The sequence below is a fragment of the Streptomyces sp. 150FB genome (assembly GCF_000818195.1).
GTDB lineage: Bacteria > Actinomycetota > Actinomycetes > Streptomycetales > Streptomycetaceae > Streptomyces.
The window spans coordinates 2,258,698-2,280,411 of sequence record NZ_JTHL01000001.1 but is presented as its reverse complement, the minus strand read 5'-3'; the positions used below and the strand labels follow the sequence as shown (position 1 = coordinate 2,280,411).

The following is a 21,714-nucleotide window of genomic DNA, read 5'->3' as shown; positions in this document are numbered from 1 at the left end:
CATGCCCGATGGCTACGACGAGACCCGACAGGCCGCCTGGGTCCTGAACCCCATCACCGAGATAAAAGGGGTCAGGGTCGCCCTGATCATGACCCTCGACGGGATGATTCGTGCCAGGGCCGGGGACCTCACGGTCGACGAGTCGGAAGGCATCGCAGCGATGACCTCCGCAGCGGCCGCCTCCCTCCGTGCCGCGGGCAACGCGGCGCTGCGGGCCCCGGAGAGCACCCCTATCGGGACCATCACCCTGAACAACGCCGCCGGCACCTACATGGTCATGCCGGCCGGCGCGGGGACCAACACCCTGATCGCGGCGGCGGGTGACGACGAGATGCCCATGGGCGTCGTCGCGCACGCGATGGCCCGTCAGGCGAAGAAGCTCGGGGAACAGCTCATGTCCGTTCCCGCTCGAACAGACGACGGCATGTCATGAGCCGGGGCAAGGATCAACGACGGCTGCTGCCCGCCTATTTGGCGACCGGCAGTAACAGCGTCCACATCCCCAGCACCCTCGACACGCTGACTGCCCTCCGTGCCACCGGCGTTCCCCTCGCCTCGTACCACACAACGGTCCACCAGCGCGTCGTCGAGCTTCTTCAGGACGGCTACCTCACCGTCGTCGAGATAGCGGGTTATCTCGGTCTTCCGGTCAGCGTGGGCCTTGTCCTTGCCGAACAACTCGTCAGTGACGGTCAGTTAAAGGCCAGCGTTCCCATCCCGGACGCCCTCGCCCCGTCGCGTGCCGGCCGACCGTCGAAAGAAGTCATGGAAGAGGTTCTGAGTGGACTCCGCGCCCTCCTTGTCTAGCCCACGTCCCGTGTATCTGCCGGAAGGAGAGCACCGGCGCGTCAAGATCCTTGTCGCCGGTCCGCTCGGTGTCGGCAAGACGACCACGATCAAGACGCTGTCCCAGATCCCGACGCTGCACACCGACGAAGTCATGACGGACGCGGCGATCGGGACCGACGACCTCAGTCTGGTCGGCATGGGAGACAAGGTCACCACCACGGTCGCCATCGACTTCGGCCGGCTGACGCTGCCGGGCGACCGTGTCGTCCTGTATCTGTACGGAACTCCGGGGCAGCGGCGCTTCCTCCCGCTGTGGGAGGGCATCGCCTTCGGAGCGCTCGGAGCGCTCGTCCTTGTCGACACGCGCCGCATGCGCGAGTCCTTCGAGGTGATGGATCTCATTGAGGAGCGCGGTTTGCCGTACGCCGTGGCTGTCAATATCTTCCCTGACTCGCCCGACTACGACATGCCGCTCCTCCGCTCGAAACTCGATCTCGCCCCCGACACGCCACTGGTCACCTGTGACGTCCGCCAGACGAACAGCAGTCTCAACGCGCTCATCCAACTGACCGCTCATTCCATATCCTCTGCCGGAGCCAAAACCTCGTGACGATCACTTCAGACGCAGCACCCGTGCCCCTGCACGGTGCCGAACACGCCGCGGACCCCGAGCGCAGCTACGAACTGCTGCGCATGCAGGGGCCCGTCGGCCTTGCTGAGGTCGCGCCTGGTGTCGTCGTCCGCCTGATCACGGACTACCGGGCGGCGCTCGATCTCCTGCAGGACACCGACACCTGGTCCAAGGACAGCCGGCCGTGGCTTCCCCAGGTGCCACTGGACAGCCCGATCAGGCCCCTGGTGGAGTGGCGGCCCAACCTCCTCTTCGCCGACGGGGAGAACCACGCGTACCTGCGCAAGGTGATCACCGACAGCTTCGATCTCCTCGACCCGAACGACGTCCGGACCCTGACGTTCCGTTATGCCGACCGGCTCCTCCAGGAGTTCGCCGACACCGGGACCGTCGACCTCGTCAGCCAGTACGCCCAGCAGTTGCCGTTGATGGTCTTCAACGCGCTGTTCGGCATGCCGGACGAGTACGGACCCTCGCTCGCCGAGGCTCTCGACGCGATGGTCGACACGGACCCGGAGAGGAAGGCGAAGGGCGCCGAGTCGTTCGGCGGCTACCTCGCCACCCTCTACGGGACCAAGGCCGCACAGCGCGGCCACGACCTGACCTCCTGGTTCATCGACCACCCCAACGGTCTGAACCAGGAAGAGGCCGTCAACCAGATCCTGATCATCCTCGGCGCCGGCAACGAGCCGACGATCAACCTCATCGCGAACACATGCGTCCGCATGCTGAGCGACGAGCGCTACTTCGGCACCCTCACCACCGGCAGTCTCCCCGTCCAGCACGCGATCGACGACGCGCTCTGGAACGACTCGCCGCTGGCCAACTTCAGCTTCCACTTCCCCAAGGAGAACGTCACCTTCCACGGCACGCGCATTCCTGCCGGCTCGCCCGTCATGGTCTCGTACGCCGCAGCCAATTCCTGTCCCCACGCGGGCGTGCCGGCCGACGGCTTCCGCTCCGGTACCAAGGCGCACCTCGCCTTCGCCGCCGGTCCGCACGCCTGCCCGGGCCGCAGCCTCGCCCTGCTGATCGCCACCGCGGCGATCGAGAGGCTTGCCAGCTATCTGCCGGACATCGAACTCGCTGTCCCGGCTGAAGAGTTGACCTATCGCGACGGGCCTGTGCACCGGACACTCACCGCGCTCCCGGCGCGCTTCACCCCGCTGACCCCCGACGCCAACGGGGCGACCCCCTGGAGCCGGAGCCCTTCCAGCTCCAGAGAAGACGCGTCCATCTCCTAGGAGTCGGCACAAGCGCGTCCGGGCGGTAACTCCGTCCTGCCCTCAACCGTCGCGACGCGGTGGTGCCGCCAGTGAACCTGGCGGCACCACCGCGACACCCAGTCCGTTTCTCTGGCCCCTCCTGCGCATCCACAGGGCCGCCACGACGGTTCTCGACCGAAAGGGGATCAACCGCCCATGACGCAAACCCTTCCCGTTACCGGGCTGCCGGAACTCTCCTCCCTAAGAAGCGAGGTGGACTCGGCGCTGACCGGGTTCCTTGACTCCAAAGACCGGGCAGCTCCCGGAACCGAGTTGCTGTATCTGACCACTCCCCTCAGGGAAATGCTCTCCGGCGGGAAACGTCTCCGGTCGCTGCTGTGCCTGTACGGATGGCACGTCGCCGGCGCGACGGGCGATGTGACGGCCGCCGTACGGGCCGCGGCCAGCCTTGAACTCTTCCAGGTGTTCGCCCTGGTGCACGACGACGTGATGGACGACAGCGACCTGCGCAGGGGCCAACCCTCCGCGCACCGCACGCTCGCCACCGCGTACACCGACAGCGGCGGTCTGCGCGGCAAGGCGGAGGCGCACGGCATGGGAGCCGCTGTCCTCCTCGGGGACCTGGCGCTGGTGTGGTCGGACGAACTCCTCCACACCTCGGGCCTCGGGCCCGACCGGCTGGCCCAAGTGCTGCCGCTGGTCGACGAGATGCGGACCGAGGTGATGTACGGCCAGCTCCTCGACCTCCAGACCACAGGGCGGTTGACCGGCGACGTCGAGACGGCGCTCCACGTCATCCGCTACAAGACCGCGAAATACACCATAGAACGGCCCCTGCACATAGGGGCGATACTCGGCGGCGCGTCTCCCGACGTACTCGAATCGTGTACGGCCTTCGGCATCCCGCTGGGCGAGGCGTTCCAACTGCGCGACGACCTCCTCGGGGTGTTCGGTGATCCCGCCGAGACGGGCAAGCCCGTCCTGGACGACCTGCGCGAGGGCAAGGCCACCGTACTGATGGGGCTCGCCGTCCGAAGAGCTACTCCGGCGCAACTGAGCACCCTGCGGCGGCTCGTGGGCCGGAGCGACCTGGACGAGGAACAAGCCGCCACCGTCCGCGCGATCCTCGAATCCACCGGCGCCAGAGAGACCGTGGAAGAAATGATCACTTCCCGGCGGGACGACGCACTCGACGCCCTCGACAACGCGCCCTTCCCCGGAACAGCGGCCGCGGGACTCCGGCAGATCGCCCGCGCGGCGACCACGAGGCAGACATGACCCGGCCCTCGCCGGCGCACTCCGGGAACCCCTGTCCCGGAATCAGGAACAAAGAGGTGGAAAAGGCCCCGTGAGCAATACCCCTGTGAGCACAACCTACTCCGAACAGGCCACACGTCTGGTGGCCGGGGTCGCCAAGGACGGGTGGGGCAGCGTCAGGCCCTCGCTGTACGAAACCGCCAGAGTCACCTCGGTGGCCCCGTGGTTAGCTGGAGAGTCCCGCAGAGTCGCCTACCTGCTGGAAAAACAAGCAGCGGACGGCAGTTGGGGTGACGGGCCGGAACCGTACAGGCTCCTGCCGACGCTCAGCGCCGTCGAGGCCCTGCTCGCCGTCCTGCGGCGAGGCACCACGCCGGCGGAGCGGGCGGGCCGCCTCACGGCCGCGGCCGACCGCGGGCTCGCCGCGCTGCGCGCGCTTCCGCCGACGGGCCCCTGGCCGGACACGGCGGCGGCCGAGATACTCGTACCCAGCCTGGTCGCCAGGATCAACGAGCACCTGGATCTGGCCACCGCCGGCGAACTGCCGGGCTCCGGGGGATGGAGCCCGGGGGCCCGCGCGGCGGTCCCCGGCGGCTACCACGAGGCGGCGCCGGCGTACGTGGCGAAGAAGTACGGGTCGGCCGGCAGCCTTCCCGTGAAGTTCCACCACACCTACGAGGGGATAGCCGGGCACCTGCCGGAGACGCTTGTCCCGGGCGTGGAAGGGCTGTTGGGCAGTTCACCGGCCGCGACCGCCACGCTGGCGGCGACGGCCCGCTCCGACTCGGGAGCGACGGCGCGGGCCGTCGCCGTCCTTGATCCGGTGGCGCGGCGGTACGACGGGCTCTTCCCCGAGGCGGCCCCGATACTCGTCTTCGAGCGGCTGTGGGTCGCGGCCGCGCTGGCCCGCGTCGGGCTGCCCGACGCCACCCTGGCCACCGTGCGGGGCTGGGCCGACCAGATCTACGACCCCGAGGGGGTACGCGGCGCCCCCGGCCTGATGAAGGACGCCGACGACACCGCCATGGCCGTACTCGTGTCGAGCCTCGCCGGGCGACCGCGCGACCCGGCGGCCCTGGACCTCTTCCACAACGGCAGCCACTACGACTGCTACCTCGGCGAAGACACCGGGTCGGTCACCGCGAACGCGCACGCCCTCCAGGCGCTGCTGGCCCATGTGCGGCAGCGGCCGGAGAGCGCCGAAACGTACGGCCACCGGGCCGACAAGCTGTCAGACTGGCTGGTCGGCCAGCAGCGGCCGGAGGGGTACTGGTCCGACAAATGGCACGCCTCGCCCTACTACGCCACCGAACGGTGCGTCAGCGGGCTGGCCTGGTGCGAGGGCGCCCACGCGGCCGGGGCCGTCGGGGCGGCCGCCGCATGGGTCCTGGAGACCCAGGGCGGCGACGGGTCCTGGGGCGTGTGGGGCGGCACCGTCGAGGAGACCTCGTACGCCGCGAAGATCCTGCTCTCCGCCGCCGTACCGGAGGAGGCGCGGGGCCGGCACACCCGCGCCCTGGACGACGCCGAGGCGTATCTGAGCGCCGCGGCGCTCCCCGGCCACCGGCACCCCGCCCTCTGGCACGACAAGACCCTGTACGCACCCGACGCGATGATCGAGGCGGAGGTGCTCGCTGTGCGGGAAATGCTGCGGGCCCGGCGCGGCTGAGCGCTGTCGGTCACCACACTCACGGATCACCCGAATCGCACCGATGTGGAAAGGACAGGCACGTGACTGCCGACATGCATTTGCCGCCGATCGCCCCCGGGAAGCTGCCGCTCCTCGGACACACCCTCCCCCTGCTCAAGGACCGGCTTGGATACGTCCAACGCCTGCGCGGCTACGGGCCCATGGTGCGCCTCGCCATCGGCCCGAAGTCGATGACCGTGATCAACTCGCACGAGTTGCTCCAGGAGGTCCTGACCCGCCAGTCCCAGCACTTCAACAAGGGACTGCTCTTCGACAAGCTCAAGATCTTCGGTGGTGATCCGCTGCCGGTCTCGGAGGGCAAGAAGCACCTCAACCGGCGCCGCGTGATGCAGCCCGCCCTCCACCGCGAGCAGGTCAAGGGCTACATGGACACCATGGTCGACACGGTGGAGCCCTTCGTCTCCTCCTGGCACGACCAGGACACCCTCGACGTCTGCAACGAGATGCAGTTGATGGCGCAGGGCGTCGTCATGTCCGCGCTCTTCTCCTCGAACCCGGAGCGCGGATCGGCACAGGAGATCCTCCACAGCGTCGACACGGTCTTCAAGGCCGCGCTCATGCACGCCATGGTGCCGATCTCGGCACTGGAGCGGCTTCCCACCCCCGGCAACCGCAGGGCCCGCGTCGCCAACACCGTGCTGAGCAAGGCGATCACGGGGATCATCGCCGACCACCGGGCGAACCCCGACGCGCACGACGACCTGGTGTCGCTGCTCATGACCGTGCAGGACGAGACGGGCAACAACCTCGCCGACGACGAGGTCATGGGGGAGATCACGGCGCTGCTCGCCGCCGGATCGGAGACCACCGCGGTCACCCTGGCGTGGCTCTTCCACGAACTGGGCCAGAACCCGGAGTTGGAGCGAAGGCTGCACGAGGAGGTCGACTCCGTGGTGGGGGAAGGGCAGATCGGGATCGAGCACATTCCCCAACTCGCCTTCACCCGCAGGCTCATCGACGAGACCCTGCGCCTGCACAACCCCGCCTGGATCCTGACCCGACGGGCCATCTCGGACGTACGGATCGGAGAGTTCGACCTGCCGGCCGGGACGGACGTGATGTGGAGTCCCTACGCGATGCACAGGGACGCGGACCTGTTCCCCGACCCGCTGCGCTTCGACCCCGACCGCTGGCTCCCCGAGCGCCCGCAGCCGCCGAGGGGCGCGTTCATTCCGTTCGGCGTCGGCAAGCGGATGTGCATCGGCGACCAGTTCTCCCTGACCGAGGCCGTCGTCATCGCGGCCTACGTGGCGGCCCGTTGGCGGCTGCGCCCGGCGCCCGGCTCCGATGTGCGGCCGATCCCCGAGATCACGGTGCACCCGTCGTCGCTGCGCATGGTCGCGGAGAACCGGCAGCACGCCGTCGCGGGGACAGCCGTATGAGCGAGAGGGGCGGCGCGGACCTGCATATCGTGCCGGATCTTCCCGATGTGCCGGATGTTCCGGGCCTGTCCGACCAGCCGGACGGGCCGCCGGTGTCCGCCTCGCCGGTGTCCGCCCTGCCCATGCCCGACCTCCGGGGCTCCTTCCCCGGCCCTTTCCCGACGAGCCCACACGCGAAGGACGTCGAGCGGCATGCCGTCGGCTGGCTCGGCACCTTCCCGCTCATCGGCTCGCAGCGGAAGCTGGCCGCCCTCTGCGACATCACGGCCCAGGGGATGGCCCGTACGTTCCCCACGGCCGACCCGGAGGGCTTGTTCCTCTGCGCCGACCTCTTCCTGTGGCTCACCGCGTTCGACGACGCGCACAGCGAGGCCGCTGGAGCCGGGGACCCGGCCGGACTGGTGCGCAGGATCAGCGAGTTCGTCCACCTCCTCGCCGGAGACGCCCAACCGCCGCGCGAGGCAAGCGTTTTCGGCGCGGCGCTGGGGGACCTGCTGAAGCGGTTCTGTGAACGGGCCACGCCCGCGCAGTACGTGAACCTCACCGGGCATCTGCGGGACAACCTCTTCGGCATGATCTGGGAGGCGCACCACTTCGGCAGCTCCGACCAGGTCACGCTGGACGACTACCGCGCGATACGGCCGCACACCGTCTTCGTACGGACCGTCATGGCGACGGCGGAGATCACGCTCGGGTACGAACTCCCCGAGCGGCAGCGGTCGTCGGCGGCGCTCCGGGAGCTGGAGGGGGCGGTCGCCGACCTGGCGGGTTGGATCAACGACCTTGCCTCGTACGCGAAGGAGGCAGCCGGCGGCGGTCCGCCTCCGCTGAGCCTGCCGACCCTGCTGAGGCGGGAGCACGGGTGCGACCTCGAAGAGGCGTTCCGGCTGGCTTCCCGTATGTGCGAGGACCGGGCCGCCGTCGCCCGGGCGCGTATCACCGAACTGACGACCGGTGGCACGGAACCTCTGGGTGAGCACGCGCGGGCCGTGGAGTCCGTCGCCGCCAGCTATGTCTGGCACATCGAGCACGCCCGTTACCGGTCCTCCTGACGCGCTTGGCCCCCTCCGGCGGCGGGGGGCGGCCAAGGTCTCCGCGTGATCCGTGATCCGTGATCCGTGATCCAGCCACGGCCACACTCCGTGCCCGGGACGTAGTGTGAACGAACCCGATCACGCGCGGAGAACATGGATCATGGAGGACCCGATGAGTGCCACGGATGCGAGAGCCACGGGGGCGGACGCCAGGGGGGCCAGTGCCGCGGGGGCCAGTACGGCGGGGGCCGGCGCCACGGAAGTAAGTGCCCTGGAGGCCTACCTGAGCGCCGCGGGCGCGGCGGTGGCACTGCTGCGGAGGCCCGAGGTCGGCGCGGCGTGGGAACAGCCCAGCGCGCTCGCCGAGATGACGGTCGCGGGCCTGGCCGGCCACCTCGCGTACCAGATCTTCAGCGTCGGCCCGGCGCTGGAGGAGCCCCTCACCGGAGAGGCGCCCATCCCGCTGCTGGAGCACTACGCGCGTGCCGCGTGGATCGACGCACCGCTCGACGGCGAGGCCAACGCCGGTATCAGGGCGAGCGGCGAACGGATCGCAGCCGAGGGGGCACAGGCGCTGGCGGAGCGGGCCGACGCCACGTACACCGAGCTGACGACCCGGCTCGCGGGCCGCCAGGGCGACAGTGTCGTATCCCTGTCCCGGACGGGCTGGGCACTGGCCCTCGACGACTTTCTCACCACCCGCACGATGGAACTGGCCGTGCACATGGACGACTTGGCCGTCAGTGTGAAGGTCGCTCCGCCGGAACTTCCGGAGGCCGCGTTCGCCCCCGTACTGGACCTGTTGGCACGGCTCGCGGTCCGGAAGCACGGCCAGAGCGCACTGCTGCGGGCGCTGACAAGGGCGGAGCGGGCACCGGCGGCGGTCAACGCCTTCTGAAGCCGCCGCGCGGACCTCTCGTAGCCGCGGGACTCTCGTAGCCGCGCGGGCCTCCCGTAACGGGACGGTCCGCGCGGCACACACATGCGATCAGGACAGCCGAACGGTGGGACGCCGCAGCTCGAACCAGGCCGCGAGGTCCAAGGCCCGCTCCATCGCCATGCGTTCGTGGGAGGCGATGTCCTCCGCGCTCGCCTTGGTCGCGGAGACGAGGGTCTCGCGGTTGAGCAGGTCCGTCGCCTGATGTCCGGTGCGCAGCAGCTCGGACGTCTGGGCCTGGATGGCGGAGAGGTAGGCCGGGTCGAACGTACCGGGGTAGCCGCTCTTCTTCCTGTTGGCCACCGACTCGGGCAGCGTCTCGCGGGTCGCCGCGCGCAGCAGGCTCTTCTCGCGCCCGTCGAAAGTCTTCAGTGACCAGGGCGCGTTGAACACGTACTGCACCAGACGGTGATCGCAGAACGGGACCCTGACCTCCAGTCCCACCGCCATGCTCATCCGGTCCTTGCGGTCGAGCAGGGTCTGCACCATGCGCGTGAGGTGGAGGTAACTCACCACTCGCATACGCTTGTTGAGGCCTGTCTCACCCTCCAGTACGGGGGTCCCCGCACACGCGGTCCGGTAGCTGTCGCTGAGGTACTCGCCGAGGGCGAGCGCCGGACGCAAATCGTCACTGACCAGCGCACCGGCGCCCATCGGGGTCTGGGCGCCGGCCATCCAGGGGAAGGTGTCGGCGTTCCGGCGCTCGTCGTGGAACCACGGGTAGCCGCCGAAGACCTCGTCGGCGGATTCGCCCGAGAGCGCGACGGTGGAGTGTTTCCGTACGGCGGCGAAGAGCAGATAGAGCGAGTTGTCCCGGTCGCCGATCCCCGTCGGCAGGTCCCTGGCCGCGACGGCGGCCCGCCGTACCTCGGGAGCGGACAGCGCGGCGCCGTCCAGGATGATGTCCTGGTGGTCGCAGCCGACATGCTCGGCCACGGCGTGGACGTACGGGGTGTCCAGCGTGGGGGTGATGTCCATGGCGCGGAAGTGCTTCGCCTGGTCGGGGAAGTCCACGGCGAAGCTGCGTACGGTCTCCCCCTGCGGCGCGAGGTGCAGTGCGGACAGCGCGGTGAGCGCCGAGGAGTCGAGACCGCCCGAGAGCAGCGTGCAGCGGGGTACGTCAGCCACGAGCTGCCGCGCGACGATGTCGTCGAGCAGCTCACGCACGTGCGCGACGGTCTCCTCCTGGCTGTCGGTGTGCGGCTCGGAGTGCAACTCCCAGTAGATGGTGCGGTGCAGACCTGTCCGGTCGAGAACGACGATCTCCCCGGGCCGCACCTCCCGCATGCCCTCCCAGACAGCGGCGCCCGGCGTCTTGGCGAACGCGAACAGCTCACGCAGCCCGTCGAGCCCGACGACCGGCTCGGCGAGCGGGTTGGCCAGGATCGCCTTGGGCTCGGAGCCGAAGAGAACGCCGTCGTCGGTCTCGTAGTAGTAGAAGGGCTTGATGCCCATCCGGTCCCGGATCATCACGAGACGCTCGCTGCGCGCGTCCCAAATGGCAAACGCGTACATGCCGTTGAGGTGCTCGGCGAGCTTCTCGCCCCAGACGAGATACCCGCGCAGAACGACCTCGGTGTCCGAGTCGGTGGCGAACTGCTGCCCCGCGCGCCGCAGTTCCTCACGGAGCTCGGTGAAGTTGTATGCCTCGCCGGAGTAGACCATTGACACATCGCCGTCGGGCGTCGTCACGGTCATCGGCTGCGCACCGCCCGGCAGATCGATGACGGCGAGTCGCCGATGCCCGAGGGCGGCATGATGCGACAGCCACGTCCCAGCGGCGTCGGGACCACGACAGGACATGGTCTCCGTCATGGCGTCCATGTCCTGCTGGTGGTTTGTCAGGTCGCGCTGGTACGAGACCCAGCCGGTGATACCGCACATACAGATCCTCGCTCCTCTACAAATAGTCGCCCCGGTCAACCATTGCCCCGCCACGCACCGGGTGCCACCAAAGCGGAGGGAGGGATTCTGTGTCATTTCTAACAGGTAAAGCCATGTTAATTCCACGTTTCAAACCCCACCCCAACCACCGCCGCCAACTGCCCCACGGGGTTGTGCTGTCGCGTTCTAGACTCCCGGGATGACCAGCGATCTTCTCCAACTCACCGTTCTGGGGAGTGCGACGCCCTATCCCACTGTGGACAATCCGTGTTCCGGTTATCTGGTGTCCAACGGCGGGACGCGGGTGTGGATGGACGCGGGCACCGGAACGCTGGCTCAGCTCCAACGGCACGTGCGGCTCGACGAGTTGGACGCGATCTGGATTTCGCATCTGCACGCCGATCACAGCGCGGACCTGCTCACCGCCTATTACGGCGCTCTCTTCGCTGATGTGCGGCTCGCCGCGCCGATTCCCCTGTACGGCCCTCCGGGCATCGCCGACCGGTTGGCTCACTTCCTCACCAACACCTCGACCCGCAGCCCGGTCGAATCCGCCTTTGCCGTCCACGAGTTGCACGACGGACATCAGGTGCGAGTCGGCGCGCTCACACTGACCAGCCGGGCGGTGGCGCACGGCATGCCGGCTTTCGCCGTCCGCATCGAGACAGCGGGCAGCTCACTGGTCTACTCAGGGGACACGGCGCCGTGCGCGAGCCTCACGAGTCTGGCCGAGGGGTGCGACGTGCTGCTGTGCGAGGCCGAGAGCGCACAGGTGCCGGCAGAGGAGACGCAGGTGCACCACACCCCTGAAGACTCCGGCGACACGGCCGTCGCTGCCCGGGCGGCCCGGCTGATCGTCACGCACGTAGGCCGCTTCCTCACGCCGCGACAGGCAGTACGCCGCGCCGCCACCCGTTTTGACGGCCCCGTCGACTACGCCGCACCGGGCGCCACCTTCGTGATCGGTCAGGCCACGGGACAGCGGTCGCGGCATCCGCGTACGGGTGTCGGTTCCTCCGCGATGGTTCCTCCGCAATACAGGCCAGAAACTGACCGCTACGGCCTCTAGCGTGGTCAACGGCCGAGGGAACAGAACCAACGGAAAGCGAAGACCGTGAACGAGACGACGACTGCCAGCGAAGTGACCACCCAGGACCCGGCCGACGCGCCGGCCGTCACCGGCGAGCGCCGCGATCTGCTGGAGATGCTGGCGAAGCACCGGCACTTCCTGCGCTTCACCACCCGCGACCTCACCGACGAGCAGGCCGGGCTGCGGAGCACCGCCAGCGAGCTGTGCCTGGGTGGCCTGATCAAGCACGTCACCTCGGTCGAGCGGTCCTGGATGGACTTCGTCCTGGACGGCCCGTCGGCGATGGGTGACTTCACCACCATGACCGAGGCCGACTGGGCCCGGCGGGCCGACGAGTTCCGGCTGCTGCCCGGCGAGACGCTGGCGGGTGTGCTTGCCGACTACGCCGAAGTGGCCGCCCGCACCGACGACCTGGCCACCGCCCTGCCCGACCTGGACGCCACCCAGCCGCTGCCGAAGGCGCCGTGGTTCGAGCCCGACACGCACTGGTCGGTCCGCCGGGTACTGATGCACGTCATCGCCGAGACCGCCCAGCACGCCGGCCACGCCGACATCATCCGCGAGTCCCTGGACGGCGCCAAGAGCATGGGCTGACACCCGGCCCGCCGACCACGCACCGAACTCCCCGACGAAGTCCCGGAAGACATGGAACGGCCCCTCTCATCGGCAGTCTCGCCGGATGAGAGGGGCCGCCCGGCCGCCTTCGGCTTAGATGTCGAAGTACAGCTCGAACTCGTGCGGGTGGGGGCGGAGTTGGATCGGGGCGATTTCCTTTGTGCGCTTGAAGTCGATCCAGGTGTCGATCAGGTCCGCCGTGAAGACGCCGCCCGCCTGGAGGTATTCGTTGTCCGCCTCCAGGGCTTCCAGGACCGCCGGGAGGGAGGTCGGGACCTGGGGGACGCTGGCGTGTTCTTCCGGGGCCAGTTCGTAGAGGTCCTTGTCGATCGGCTCGGCCGGCTCGATCTTGTTCTTGATGCCGTCCAGGCCCGCGAGGAGGAGGGCCGAGAAGGCCAGGTACGGGTTCGAGGACGGGTCCGGGGCGCGGAATTCGACGCGCTTGGCCTTCGGGTTCGAGCCCGTGATCGGGATGCGCATCGCCGCCGAGCGGTTGCGCTGCGAGTAGACCATGTTGACCGGGGCCTCGAAGCCGGGGACCAGGCGGTGGTACGAGTTCACCGTCGGGTTCGTGAACGCCAGCAGCGACGGGGCGTGCTTGAGGATGCCGCCGATGTAGTAGCGGGCGGTGTCCGAGAGGCCCGCGTAGCCCTGCTCGTCGTAGAACAGCGGCGTGCCGCCCTGCCACAGGGACTGGTGGACGTGCATGCCGGAGCCGTTGTCGCCGAAGATCGGCTTGGGCATGAAGGTCGCGGTCTTGTTGTTGCGCCAGGCGACGTTCTTCACGATGTACTTGAAGAGCATCAGGTCGTCGGCCGCGGCGAGCAGCGTGTTGAACTTGTAGTTGATCTCCGCCTGGCCGGCGGTGCCGACCTCGTGGTGCTGGCGCTCGACCTGGATGCCGGAGGCCTCCAGCTCCAGGGAGATCTCGGCGCGCAGGTCGGCGAAGTGGTCGACCGGCGGGGCCGGGAAGTAACCGCCCTTGTAGCGGACCTTGTAGCCGCGGTTGTCCTCGGTGGAGCCCGTGTTCCAGGCGCCGGCCTCGGAGTCGATGTGGTAAAAGCCCTCGTTCGCCGTGGTGTTGAAGCGCACGCTGTCGAAGACGTAGAACTCGGCCTCGGGGCCGAAGTACGCGGTGTCCGCGATGCCGGTGGAGGCGAGGTACGCCTCGGCCTTCTTGGCGATGTTGCGCGGGTCGCGGCTGTACTGCTCGCCCGTGATCGGGTCGTGGATGAAGAAGTTGATGTTCACGGTCTTGTCACGGCGGAAGGGGTCGACCCGAGCCGTCGACAGGTCCGCGCGCAGCGCCATGTCCGACTCGTGGATGGCCTGGAAGCCGCGGATCGAGGACCCGTCGAAGGCCAGCTCCTCGTCCGGGTCGAACGCCTTCGCCGGGATCGTGAAGTGCTGCATCACGCCAGGCAGGTCGCAGAAACGGACATCGACGAACTTGACGTCCTCGTCCGCGATGTACTTCTTGGCGTCGTCGGCGTTCTGGAACATCCAGCTCCTCCTCCTCCCGACCCGGGGAGGGGCGGGGGTTTATCGCTCGGTCGTGCGGCCAGTGCGGTGGCACACGCTGGACCCGACCATAGGTTTCCGGGATTTCTCCAGCATGACCCATTTGTTTCGCCCAAGTTAACCGGACGCCATGCGCGCCGTGCTGAACGCCATGGCGGACAACCGACCCGTACCCCGGTTCAAGGGGGGCGAAGCGGGGCGCAGTACCGTGGTCGGGTGGACAACAGGGATGCGATCGGATCGTGGATGTCCGGGCCCCGCGCGGCCGCCGAGGACGCCGGTGTGGACTTCGGCTACCGGGGCCAGCGCCTCGGTCTGCCGCAGTACGGTCCCGGGTCCGTCGCCCGCTTCGGCCGGCGTATCGGCGCGCTCCTCGTCGACTGGGCGCTGTGCATGCTGATCGCATACGGGTTGCTCGCCCGCGGTGACTGGCACGCGTCCGGCAACTGGGCGCTCGGCGTCCTTCTCGTACTGAGCGTGATCACCGTCGGCACCGCGGGGTTCACCCCGGGCAAACGCCTGTTCGGGTTGCGCGTCGTCTCCGAGGACGGCGGCCGGATCGGCGTGGGCCGCGTACTGGTACGGAGCGTGCTGCTCTGCCTCGCCGTCCCCGCGCTGGTCTGGGACCGCGACGGGCGCGGACTGCACGACCGGCTCGCCCGCGCCGTGCAGGTTCGGATCTGACGCCGGCCGAGACCAGGGGACGCGGCGCACCTGGCGCGTGGCACATCTGACGTGAAATGACGTGAAAGAAGGCGGTCCGGGGGTTGTTCCCGGGCCGCCTTCTCTCACATCATCAGGTGTCTCTCAGCGCGTCTTCCCGCCGCCCTTCGGCATCCGCATGCCCTTCGGCATCGGACCCTTCGGGAGGGGCATGTTGCTCATCAGGTCGCCCATCGCCCGCAATCGGTCGTTGGCCGACGTCACCTGCGGTCCGGCGAGCACCCTCGGCAGCTTCAGCAAGGTCGTACGGACCTTCTTCAGCGGCACCTGTCCCTCGCCGTCGCCGACGATGATGTCGTGGACCGGTACGTCCACGACGATGCGCGCCATCCTCTTCTTCTCCGCCGCGAGCAGGCTCTTCAGCCGGTTCGGGTTGCCTTCGGCCACCAGCACGATGCCCGCCTTGCCGACGGCACGGTGTACGACGTCCTGGCTGCGGTTCATCGCGACCGCCGGAGTCGTGGTCCAGCCGCGCCCCACGTTCTCCAGGACGGCGGCTGCCGCGCCCGGCTGCCCTTCCATCTGCCCGAAGGCAGCGCGCTCGGCCCGGCGGCCGAAAATGATCGCCATCGCGAGGAACGCCAGGATGAAGCCCAGAATCCCCACGTAGATGGCGTGATTGATCAAGAAGCCGATCGCGAGGAAGACACCGAAGGTGACGATTCCCACACCCGCGACGACGAGACCGACCTTCGGGTCTGCCCGCCGGGTCATCTTGTAGGTCAGGGCGATCTGCTTCAGTCGCCCGGGGTTCGCAGCAGTGTCTGCGTTTTCCTTCCTCGCCATGCAGGTGAGTTTACGTGGCCCGGGAAGTGCGTTCGGACACCGCCTCCAGCACGTGCTGTGCCGCCACCCGGTCCTCGGCCCTGCGGCGGTCCTCCAGGACCGCTGTCCAGGCGTTACGGCGGGCCGTACGCTGGCCGCCGCTCAGCAGCAGGGACTCCATGGCGCGCAGTGCGCCGGCCACCGAGGGCAGCGGGGACGTACGCGGCTCACCCGCCCGCGGCCGCGTCATCCCGGTGACGTGTACGGCACGAACGGCTCGGGCCGCCCGTACCACTCGTACGGCTCGTACCGGCACGGTCTGCATGATGGCGTCCCCCTGGAAGCGAAGCGATGAAGCGACGAGGCGATGAAGCCGCGGCGAGGCGAAGAGTGACGAGGCGAAGAGCGCGGGCGCGAGGCGCGTCGCCCAGCGTCAAACCCCGGTGTTACCAGCGCGTGACCGAGCGGTCAAACTGGAATGAAACCTCATACGAACGTCCCGGAGACCCGGAAAAGCGCGGGGCACGACCCGTACGCCTCTCCTACCTGCGGAGAGGTGTACGAGCCGCGCCCCACCTAAGCGCTACCGACCGGTAGCCGCTTGTGCTCCGATTCACACGGTCGGACCCGAGACCAACGCGCCGCGCCGGTCCATCGCCTGCCGGTACAGCCGGCCCGCACGGTACGACGACCGGACCAGCGGTCCCGACATCACACCGGAGTAGCCGATCTCCTCGGCCTCCTCCTGCAACTCCACGAACTCCTCCGGCTTCACCCAGCGCTCGACCGGGTGGTGGCGCACGGAAGGCCGCAGGTACTGGGTGATCGTGATCAGCTCGCAGCCCGCGTCGTACAGGTCCTGGAGCGCCTGGCTGACCTCGGCGCGCTCCTCGCCCATCCCCAGGATCAGGTTGGACTTGGTGATCAGGCCGGCCTCGCGGGCCCGTGTGATCACTTCGAGGGAGCGCTCGTAGCGGAAGCCGGGGCGGATCCGCTTGAAGATGCGCGGCACCGTCTCGACGTTGTGCGCGAGCACCTCGGGGCGGGACGAGAAGACCTCGGCCAGTTGCCCGGGCACCGCGTTGAAGTCGGGGATGAGCAGCTCGACCTTGGTGGTGCCCGCCTCGCGCGCCGCCGTCAGCGCGTGGATCTGGCGCACGGTCTCCGCGTACAGCCAGGCTCCGCCGTCCTCCAGGTCGTCGCGGGCGACGCCGGTGATCGTGGCGTAGTTCAGGTCCATCGTGACGACCGACTCGCCCACCCTGCGCGGCTCGTCACGGTCCAGCGGCTCCGGCTTGCCCGTGTCGATCTGGCAGAAGTCGCAGCGGCGCGTGCACTGGTCGCCTCCGATGAGGAAGGTCGCCTCGCGGTCCTCCCAGCACTCGAAGATGTTCGGACAGCCGGCCTCCTGGCAGACCGTGTGCAGTCCTTCGCTCTTCACCAGCTTCTGAAGCTGTTGGTACTCCGGTCCCATTTTCGCCCGGGTCTTGATCCACTCGGGCTTGCGCTCGATGGGGGTCTGGCTGTTCCGGACCTCCAGACGCAACATCTTGCGTCCATCGGGTGCGACAGCGGACACGTCCGGCACCTCTCTCTGCTGGCGCGGCATTCGATTCTTCGGCGAACACCAGGTTACGCTCGTTATTTGCTTGGCATTGCGTGTGGTCAACCGGCGGCCGAAGGGGCGCATTCCCTCGGCTCGGTGCGCCGGGCGCGCGGGTCGCTCATGCGCTCAGGCGCTCGACCGGCCGTTCGATCTCGCGCGGCTTGGGCTCCGCCTGCTCCAGTACGTCCCGCAGATGCCGCTCGACCACGGGCAGCACCTCGCCGACCGTGAGGTCGTGGCCCAGTTCGTACGAGAGCGACGTCACACCCGCGTCCCGGATCCCGCACGGCACGATCTTGTCGAACCACGTGTTGTCCGGGTTCACGTTCAGCGAGAAGCCGTGCATCGTCACGCCCTTCGCGACGCGGATGCCGATCTGGGCGAGCTTGCGGTCCTCGCGACGCTGGCCGGCGTTGGAGGGCGCGTACTCGGGGCCGTTCAGCCTCGGGTCGAACTCGTCGTCCTTCACGCGCGGATCGAAGTCCAGTGAGAGACCGCCGAGCGCTGCGCGCTCCTCGACCGGGTCGCCGAGCACCCACACCCCGCTGCGGCCCTCCACCCGGGTCGTCTCGACGCCGAAGTCGGTGGCCGTACGGATCAGGGCGTCCTCAAGGCGGCGTACGTGCGCCACCACGTCAACCGGACGCGGCAGCTTCAGGATCGGATAGCCGACAAGCTGGCCGGGGCCGTGCCAGGTGATCTTCCCGCCCCTGTCCACGTCGACGACGGGGGTGCCGTCCAGCGGGCGCTCGCTGTCCGCCGTACGCCGTCCGGCGGTGTAGACCGGCGGGTGCTCCAACAGGAGGCACGTGTCGGGGATCTCGTCGGCGAAGCGTGCCGCGTGCACCCGCCGCTGCTCCTGCCATGCCTCCAGGTAGTCGACGGCTTCCTCGCCGAACCCCAGATGGACGAACCGCAGCTCACTCACGGCAGTGCCTCCTTCGTACCTGCTCCGTGCACTCGACGCGGCACTTGACGCGCTCTCGCAACTGTACGGCGACCCCGTCGGAACCCACCCTCGGGCCCCGTCAGCGATTCCGGCAATCCTCACACGATCGGATGAATATGGGGCGAACGTGTCGGTGCAGGCGGTTACTGTCGCTAAATTCACGCCGTTCCATGAGGGCTTCTCCCCGGCCCGGAAGGCAGGAGACCGTACAGCTAATGTCGGAACGACCTCCGCAGCGCATCCCCAACCGCCAGCTCGCCGCGCTCATCGCGGAAGCGGGATTCTCCAACGCGGGCCTGGCCCGCCGCGTGGATCAGCTCGGTCTTGAGCACGGCCTCGACCTGCGGTACGACAAAACGTCGGTGACCCGCTGGCTGCGCGGGCAGCAACCACGTGGCACCACCCCCGCCCTGATCGCCGAGGTCTTCACCCGCCGGCTCGGCCGCAGGCTCGCGGCGCAGGACCTCGGCCTCGATGCCTGCGCCCCGGTCTACGCGGGGCTCGAATTCGCGGCCACACCCGAGGAGGCCGTCGACATCGTCAGCGGTCTCTGGCGCAAGGACTCGGGCAGCCATGCCGAGCTGCGCAAGATCGCGTTCACGCCCGCGGGGCTCGTCGTGCCCAGCCGTGACTGGCTGATCGGCCGCGCCGACGAACGCGTCGGCCACACCGAGCCTGGGCCGGCCCCGGGGAACGCCCCGCGGGTGCCCTCGCAGGGGTCGCCGCAGGGGTCGTCGGGTTCATCGGGGTCGCCGGGATCGCCGGGGCGCACGCCCGGCGTGCCCAGACAGCGCACCGAACGAGCCGCCGGCCAGCGGGTCACCATCGGGGACGTCGAGGCCCTCCGCTCGGTCGGCGATCTCTTCCGTACCCTCGACCAGACGTACGGCGGCGGCCACGCCCGGCAGGCGCTGGTCCGCTACCTCGAACACGAAGCCGAGCCGATGCTCCGCGGGATGTACGGCGAAGCCGTCGGGCGCAAGCTCTTCGGCGCCGCGGCCGATCTGACCCGGCTCGCGGGCTGGACGTCGTACGACATCGCCGCGCACGGGCTCGCCCAGCGCTACTTCGTCCAGGCGCTACGGCTCTCGCAGGCGGCGAGCGACCGGGCCTACGGCTCGTACGTCCTGATCACCATGAGCCGTCAGGCCGTCTACCTCGGCCACGGCCGCGAGGCGGTCCAGCTCGCACGCGTCGCGCAGCAGGGCGTCGGCTCGTCGGCGGCGCCGGTCGTACAGGCGCTGCTGCACGCCGTCGAGGCGCGCGGACACGCGGTACTGGGTGAGGTACGGGCCTGCACGGCCTCGCTCGTACGGGCCGAACGGGCCCTGGAGGCGGCGCGGTCCGGAGACGACGTACCGCACTGGGGCCGCGCCTTCGACGAGGCGCAGCTCGCCTCGGACTTCGGGCACTGTCACCGCGACCTCCAGCAGTACCGTCCCGCCGCGCAGCACGCGGAACGCTCGCTCCAGCTCCGCTCGCCGGTGCTGGCCCGCAGCAGGCTCTTCGCCCGTGTGGTGCTCGCCGCCGCGAGGCTGGGGCTCGGCGAGCTGGACCAGGCGTGTCTGCTGGGCGCGGAGGCGGCCCAGCAGGCGTCGGAGATGAGGTCGGCGCGGGCGGTGGAGTACGTACGGGACTTCGAGCGGCGGCTGGAGCCGTACAAGGACGCGGCGGCGGTACGGGCGTACCGGGAGAGGGTCGCGGGGATGGGCTGACGGGCCGTCTGGGCGGTGGCTGTTGCGGCGGTCGTTGGTGCGGGGCGTCCGTCGCGGGTGCCGGTGCGGGTGTCGTGGGCGCCGGTGCCTTCGCCGCCGCCTCAGGCCGCCGCCGGGACGGACGCGGTCCTCGGGACGACCCCGAGGTCCGCCATGATCGCGTGGGCGGCCCTGCGGCCGGACGACAGCGCGCCCTGCACCGTGTTGGTGTCGCGGTGGTCGCCGCACACGTACAGCCCCGCCAGCAGCCGCACCGGGCGGCGCGGGTCGTGCGGCGGGGGCATCGCGGGTACCGCCTCCGGGTCGTGGCGGACGGTCAACAGCTCCCAGTCGTCCGTCCGCGTCCCGTACAGCTTCGAGAGATGCGCGCGGACCGTGCGGTCCAGCTCGGTGGCGAGCGGCGGCGCGCCGAGCAGCGTCGACGAGATCAGTACGCGTCCGTCCGGCGCGCGCGACGGGTCGACCTGGCTCATCACCGCCGTGTGCGCCACGGGCCCGCCGTGCGGGTCCGAGTCCAGCAGCAGCGCGGGATCGGTCAACGGGGCCTCGGGCGCGGTGTGGTGCACCATCGTCACCGGATGGAAGGCCGGCACCCGCAGCCCCGGCAGCAGCTCGGCCGCGGCCCGCGCGCCCGTCGCCAGCAGCAGGGACCGGCAGGAGATCTCGCCGTGCTCCTTCGTGGCGACGCGCGTGATCGACGCGTCGGTGACGCTCACCTCCGTCTCCACCGTCCCCTCGGGCAGCGCCGCGGCCAGCAGCTCCGGCAGCGCGGAAGCGCCGCCGGCGGGGACGCAGAGTCTGCCGCGCGCGAAGGCGCGCAGCGTGAGGTCGGCGTAACGGCTCGACGTGGCCAGGTCCGGATCGCTCAGCAGCGCCGACAGCAGGGTCCTGGCGGGCATCCCGCGATCCGCGAGCGCGTCCAGCGCGGTGCGTTCGGGGCGGGCGAGGAGCCGGGATGCGGGTACCTCGGCGAGCCGCCCGAGCGCGGCGGCGAGCCGTGCGTGGCCGACGGAGCCGGCATGCCCCAGGGCGGCCGGATGGCCCGGGAACGGGTGCCGGGGGGCGCTCGCCAGGGCGCGTGCGGCGATCAGTGCGCTCCGTGCGCTCCGCACCGCGGTGGTCCGGTAGTGGCGGCCGTTCCTGTGCACGAGCACTCCGGGCGAGAACATCCGGAGGTCGGCGTCCTTCAGCAGCGGGGTACGCAGCAACTCCGGGTACGAGGTGCTGAGCAACTGGCCCACGCGGTCGAGCCGGAAGCCGTCGATCTCGTCCGTGGACATCCGCCCGCCGACGTGGGGCGCCGCCTCCAGGACGCGGACGCTCACACCGGCGCTGGTCAGGTGGTGGGCGGCGGAGAGGCCCGCCGGACCGGCGCCGATGATGACGACGTCTGTGGCGGGCTGGGTCTCCGTGCCGCGTGTCGTACGTGTCGTGCCGGCGGCGTATGCGGTGCGGGTGGTGCGTCCGGCGCGTGTGGTGCGGGTGATGTGTGCGGTGCGTGTGGTGCGTGCGGTGTTGAGCACGTGGCCCCTCCCCGAGGTCGGCGCGGGTGGCGGGGGCGCCTGCCCCCAACTTGCTTTCGGTCAGCCCGAGTTCGAGTCGAGACTAGGGAGGCGGGGGCGGCCTGGCGGACGCGTACGCGACGGGGCACCGGTGCATGGGGGTGGCACGGGTGGGGGTTGCGGCGGGCGGTTGTGAGCGGGGGGTGGGTTTTGGCGGGGGCGGGTTGGCATGTGCCGGAGGCCATGCGCCTCCCGGCGGGGGGCCGTGGGGGGCGGTCGGTTCGTGGCGCGGGTCGCGGTTTCGGTGCCGGGCGCGGTGTGCCTCGCGGCGGGCGGTCGTGGGGGGCGGTCGGTTCGTGGTTGCGGCCGGTTGGTTC

The 21,714-nt window shown here is 69.7% G+C and carries 20 protein-coding genes; 13 read left to right on the top strand and 7 right to left on the bottom strand.

The window, feature by feature from the left end; all coding sequences use genetic code 11:
• Nucleotide 1 precedes the first annotated feature (1 nt).
• The 9 genes from QR77_RS09470 (at nucleotide 2) to QR77_RS09430 (ending at nucleotide 8,928) form a co-directional block, all read left to right on the top strand.
• The gene (locus QR77_RS09470; RefSeq protein ID WP_040020936.1) at nucleotides 2–433 is read left to right on the top strand and encodes a roadblock/LC7 domain-containing protein; all 432 of its coding nucleotides are present in this window, start codon (nucleotides 2–4) and stop codon (nucleotides 431–433) included.
• Nucleotides 430–807: a DUF742 domain-containing protein gene (locus QR77_RS09465; protein ID WP_040020935.1), complete on the top strand. Its 378-nt coding sequence runs from the start codon at nucleotides 430–432 to the stop codon at nucleotides 805–807. Before QR77_RS09470 ends, QR77_RS09465 begins: the two co-directional genes overlap by 4 nt.
• Nucleotides 808–817: 10 nt before the next feature.
• Complete coding sequence (locus QR77_RS09460) at nucleotides 818–1,399, top strand: ATP/GTP-binding protein (protein ID WP_040020934.1); 582 nt, start codon at nucleotides 818–820, stop codon at nucleotides 1,397–1,399.
• Nucleotides 1,396–2,664 (top strand): cytochrome P450, encoded by a 1,269-nt coding sequence (locus QR77_RS09455; RefSeq protein ID WP_052488631.1) that lies wholly within the window; start codon nucleotides 1,396–1,398, stop codon nucleotides 2,662–2,664. The genes QR77_RS09460 and QR77_RS09455 overlap by 4 nt, the downstream gene beginning before the upstream one ends.
• Nucleotides 2,665–2,841: 177 nt before the next feature.
• A complete protein-coding gene (locus tag QR77_RS09450) occupies nucleotides 2,842–3,924 on the top strand; it encodes a polyprenyl synthetase family protein (RefSeq protein WP_040020933.1) in 1,083 nt (360 codons plus the stop codon).
• Between the two features lie 85 nt (nucleotides 3,925–4,009).
• A complete protein-coding gene (locus tag QR77_RS09445; RefSeq protein WP_052488630.1) occupies nucleotides 4,010–5,572 on the top strand; it encodes a prenyltransferase/squalene oxidase repeat-containing protein in 1,563 nt (520 codons plus the stop codon).
• Between the two features lie 62 nt (nucleotides 5,573–5,634).
• A complete protein-coding gene (locus QR77_RS09440; protein ID WP_052488629.1) occupies nucleotides 5,635–6,996 on the top strand; it encodes a cytochrome P450 in 1,362 nt (453 codons plus the stop codon).
• Entirely contained in the window at nucleotides 6,993–8,048 is a 1,056-nt protein-coding gene (locus QR77_RS09435) for a hypothetical protein (RefSeq protein WP_040020931.1), read from the top strand. Before QR77_RS09440 ends, QR77_RS09435 begins: the two co-directional genes overlap by 4 nt.
• A 154-nt stretch (nucleotides 8,049–8,202) precedes the next feature.
• Nucleotides 8,203–8,928, top strand: coding sequence for a maleylpyruvate isomerase N-terminal domain-containing protein (locus QR77_RS09430; RefSeq protein ID WP_078877774.1), 726 nt, complete (start codon nucleotides 8,203–8,205; stop codon nucleotides 8,926–8,928).
• Between the two features lie 90 nt (nucleotides 8,929–9,018).
• Here QR77_RS09430 and asnB read toward each other — a convergent pair whose 3' ends face one another.
• Nucleotides 9,019–10,851, bottom strand: a complete 1,833-nt coding sequence (asnB, locus tag QR77_RS09425; protein WP_040020930.1) for an asparagine synthase (glutamine-hydrolyzing) — start codon at nucleotides 10,849–10,851, stop codon at nucleotides 9,019–9,021.
• Between the two features lie 199 nt (nucleotides 10,852–11,050).
• On the opposite strand from asnB, the gene QR77_RS09420 reads away from it, so the two are divergent.
• Together QR77_RS09420 and QR77_RS09415 are read left to right on the top strand one after the other, a co-directional pair.
• The gene (locus tag QR77_RS09420; RefSeq protein ID WP_078876569.1) at nucleotides 11,051–11,920 is read left to right on the top strand and encodes an MBL fold metallo-hydrolase; all 870 of its coding nucleotides are present in this window, start codon (nucleotides 11,051–11,053) and stop codon (nucleotides 11,918–11,920) included.
• Between the two features lie 135 nt (nucleotides 11,921–12,055).
• On the top strand, nucleotides 12,056–12,535 hold the full coding sequence (locus QR77_RS09415; RefSeq protein ID WP_107069067.1) for a DinB family protein: 480 nt from the start codon (nucleotides 12,056–12,058) through the stop codon (nucleotides 12,533–12,535).
• Between the two features lie 114 nt (nucleotides 12,536–12,649).
• Here QR77_RS09415 and glnA read toward each other — a convergent pair whose 3' ends face one another.
• Nucleotides 12,650–14,059 (bottom strand): type I glutamate--ammonia ligase, encoded by a 1,410-nt coding sequence (gene glnA / locus QR77_RS09410; RefSeq protein ID WP_040020924.1) that lies wholly within the window; start codon nucleotides 14,057–14,059, stop codon nucleotides 12,650–12,652.
• 234 nt (nucleotides 14,060–14,293) lie between these two features.
• Here glnA and QR77_RS09405 point away from each other — a divergent pair, with 234 nt between their 5' ends.
• A complete protein-coding gene (locus QR77_RS09405) occupies nucleotides 14,294–14,761 on the top strand; it encodes an RDD family protein (RefSeq protein WP_040020922.1) in 468 nt (155 codons plus the stop codon).
• A 123-nt stretch (nucleotides 14,762–14,884) separates the two neighbouring features.
• Here QR77_RS09405 and QR77_RS09400 read toward each other — a convergent pair whose 3' ends face one another.
• From QR77_RS09400 to lipB, 4 genes are all read right to left on the bottom strand, one after another.
• Nucleotides 14,885–15,586 (bottom strand): DUF4191 domain-containing protein, encoded by a 702-nt coding sequence (locus tag QR77_RS09400; RefSeq protein ID WP_040020920.1) that lies wholly within the window; start codon nucleotides 15,584–15,586, stop codon nucleotides 14,885–14,887.
• Between the two features lie 10 nt (nucleotides 15,587–15,596).
• Nucleotides 15,597–15,815: a hypothetical protein gene (locus QR77_RS09395; protein ID WP_052489560.1), complete on the bottom strand. Its 219-nt coding sequence runs from the start codon at nucleotides 15,813–15,815 to the stop codon at nucleotides 15,597–15,599.
• 363 nt (nucleotides 15,816–16,178) lie between these two features.
• Nucleotides 16,179–17,144, bottom strand: coding sequence for a lipoyl synthase (gene lipA, locus QR77_RS09390; RefSeq protein WP_040027595.1), 966 nt, complete (start codon nucleotides 17,142–17,144; stop codon nucleotides 16,179–16,181).
• 145 nt (nucleotides 17,145–17,289) lie between these two features.
• The gene (gene lipB, locus QR77_RS09385) at nucleotides 17,290–18,099 is read right to left on the bottom strand and encodes a lipoyl(octanoyl) transferase LipB (RefSeq protein WP_040020919.1); all 810 of its coding nucleotides are present in this window, start codon (nucleotides 18,097–18,099) and stop codon (nucleotides 17,290–17,292) included.
• A gap of 236 nt (nucleotides 18,100–18,335) precedes the next feature.
• Between lipB and QR77_RS09380 the strand changes: the two genes are divergently transcribed.
• The gene (locus QR77_RS09380; RefSeq protein WP_040020917.1) at nucleotides 18,336–19,835 is read left to right on the top strand and encodes a hypothetical protein; all 1,500 of its coding nucleotides are present in this window, start codon (nucleotides 18,336–18,338) and stop codon (nucleotides 19,833–19,835) included.
• Between the two features lie 101 nt (nucleotides 19,836–19,936).
• On the opposite strand, the gene QR77_RS09375 is transcribed toward QR77_RS09380, so the two are convergent.
• A complete protein-coding gene (locus QR77_RS09375) occupies nucleotides 19,937–21,217 on the bottom strand; it encodes an NAD(P)/FAD-dependent oxidoreductase (RefSeq protein ID WP_040027594.1) in 1,281 nt (426 codons plus the stop codon).
• Nucleotides 21,218–21,714: the final 497 nt, after the last annotated feature.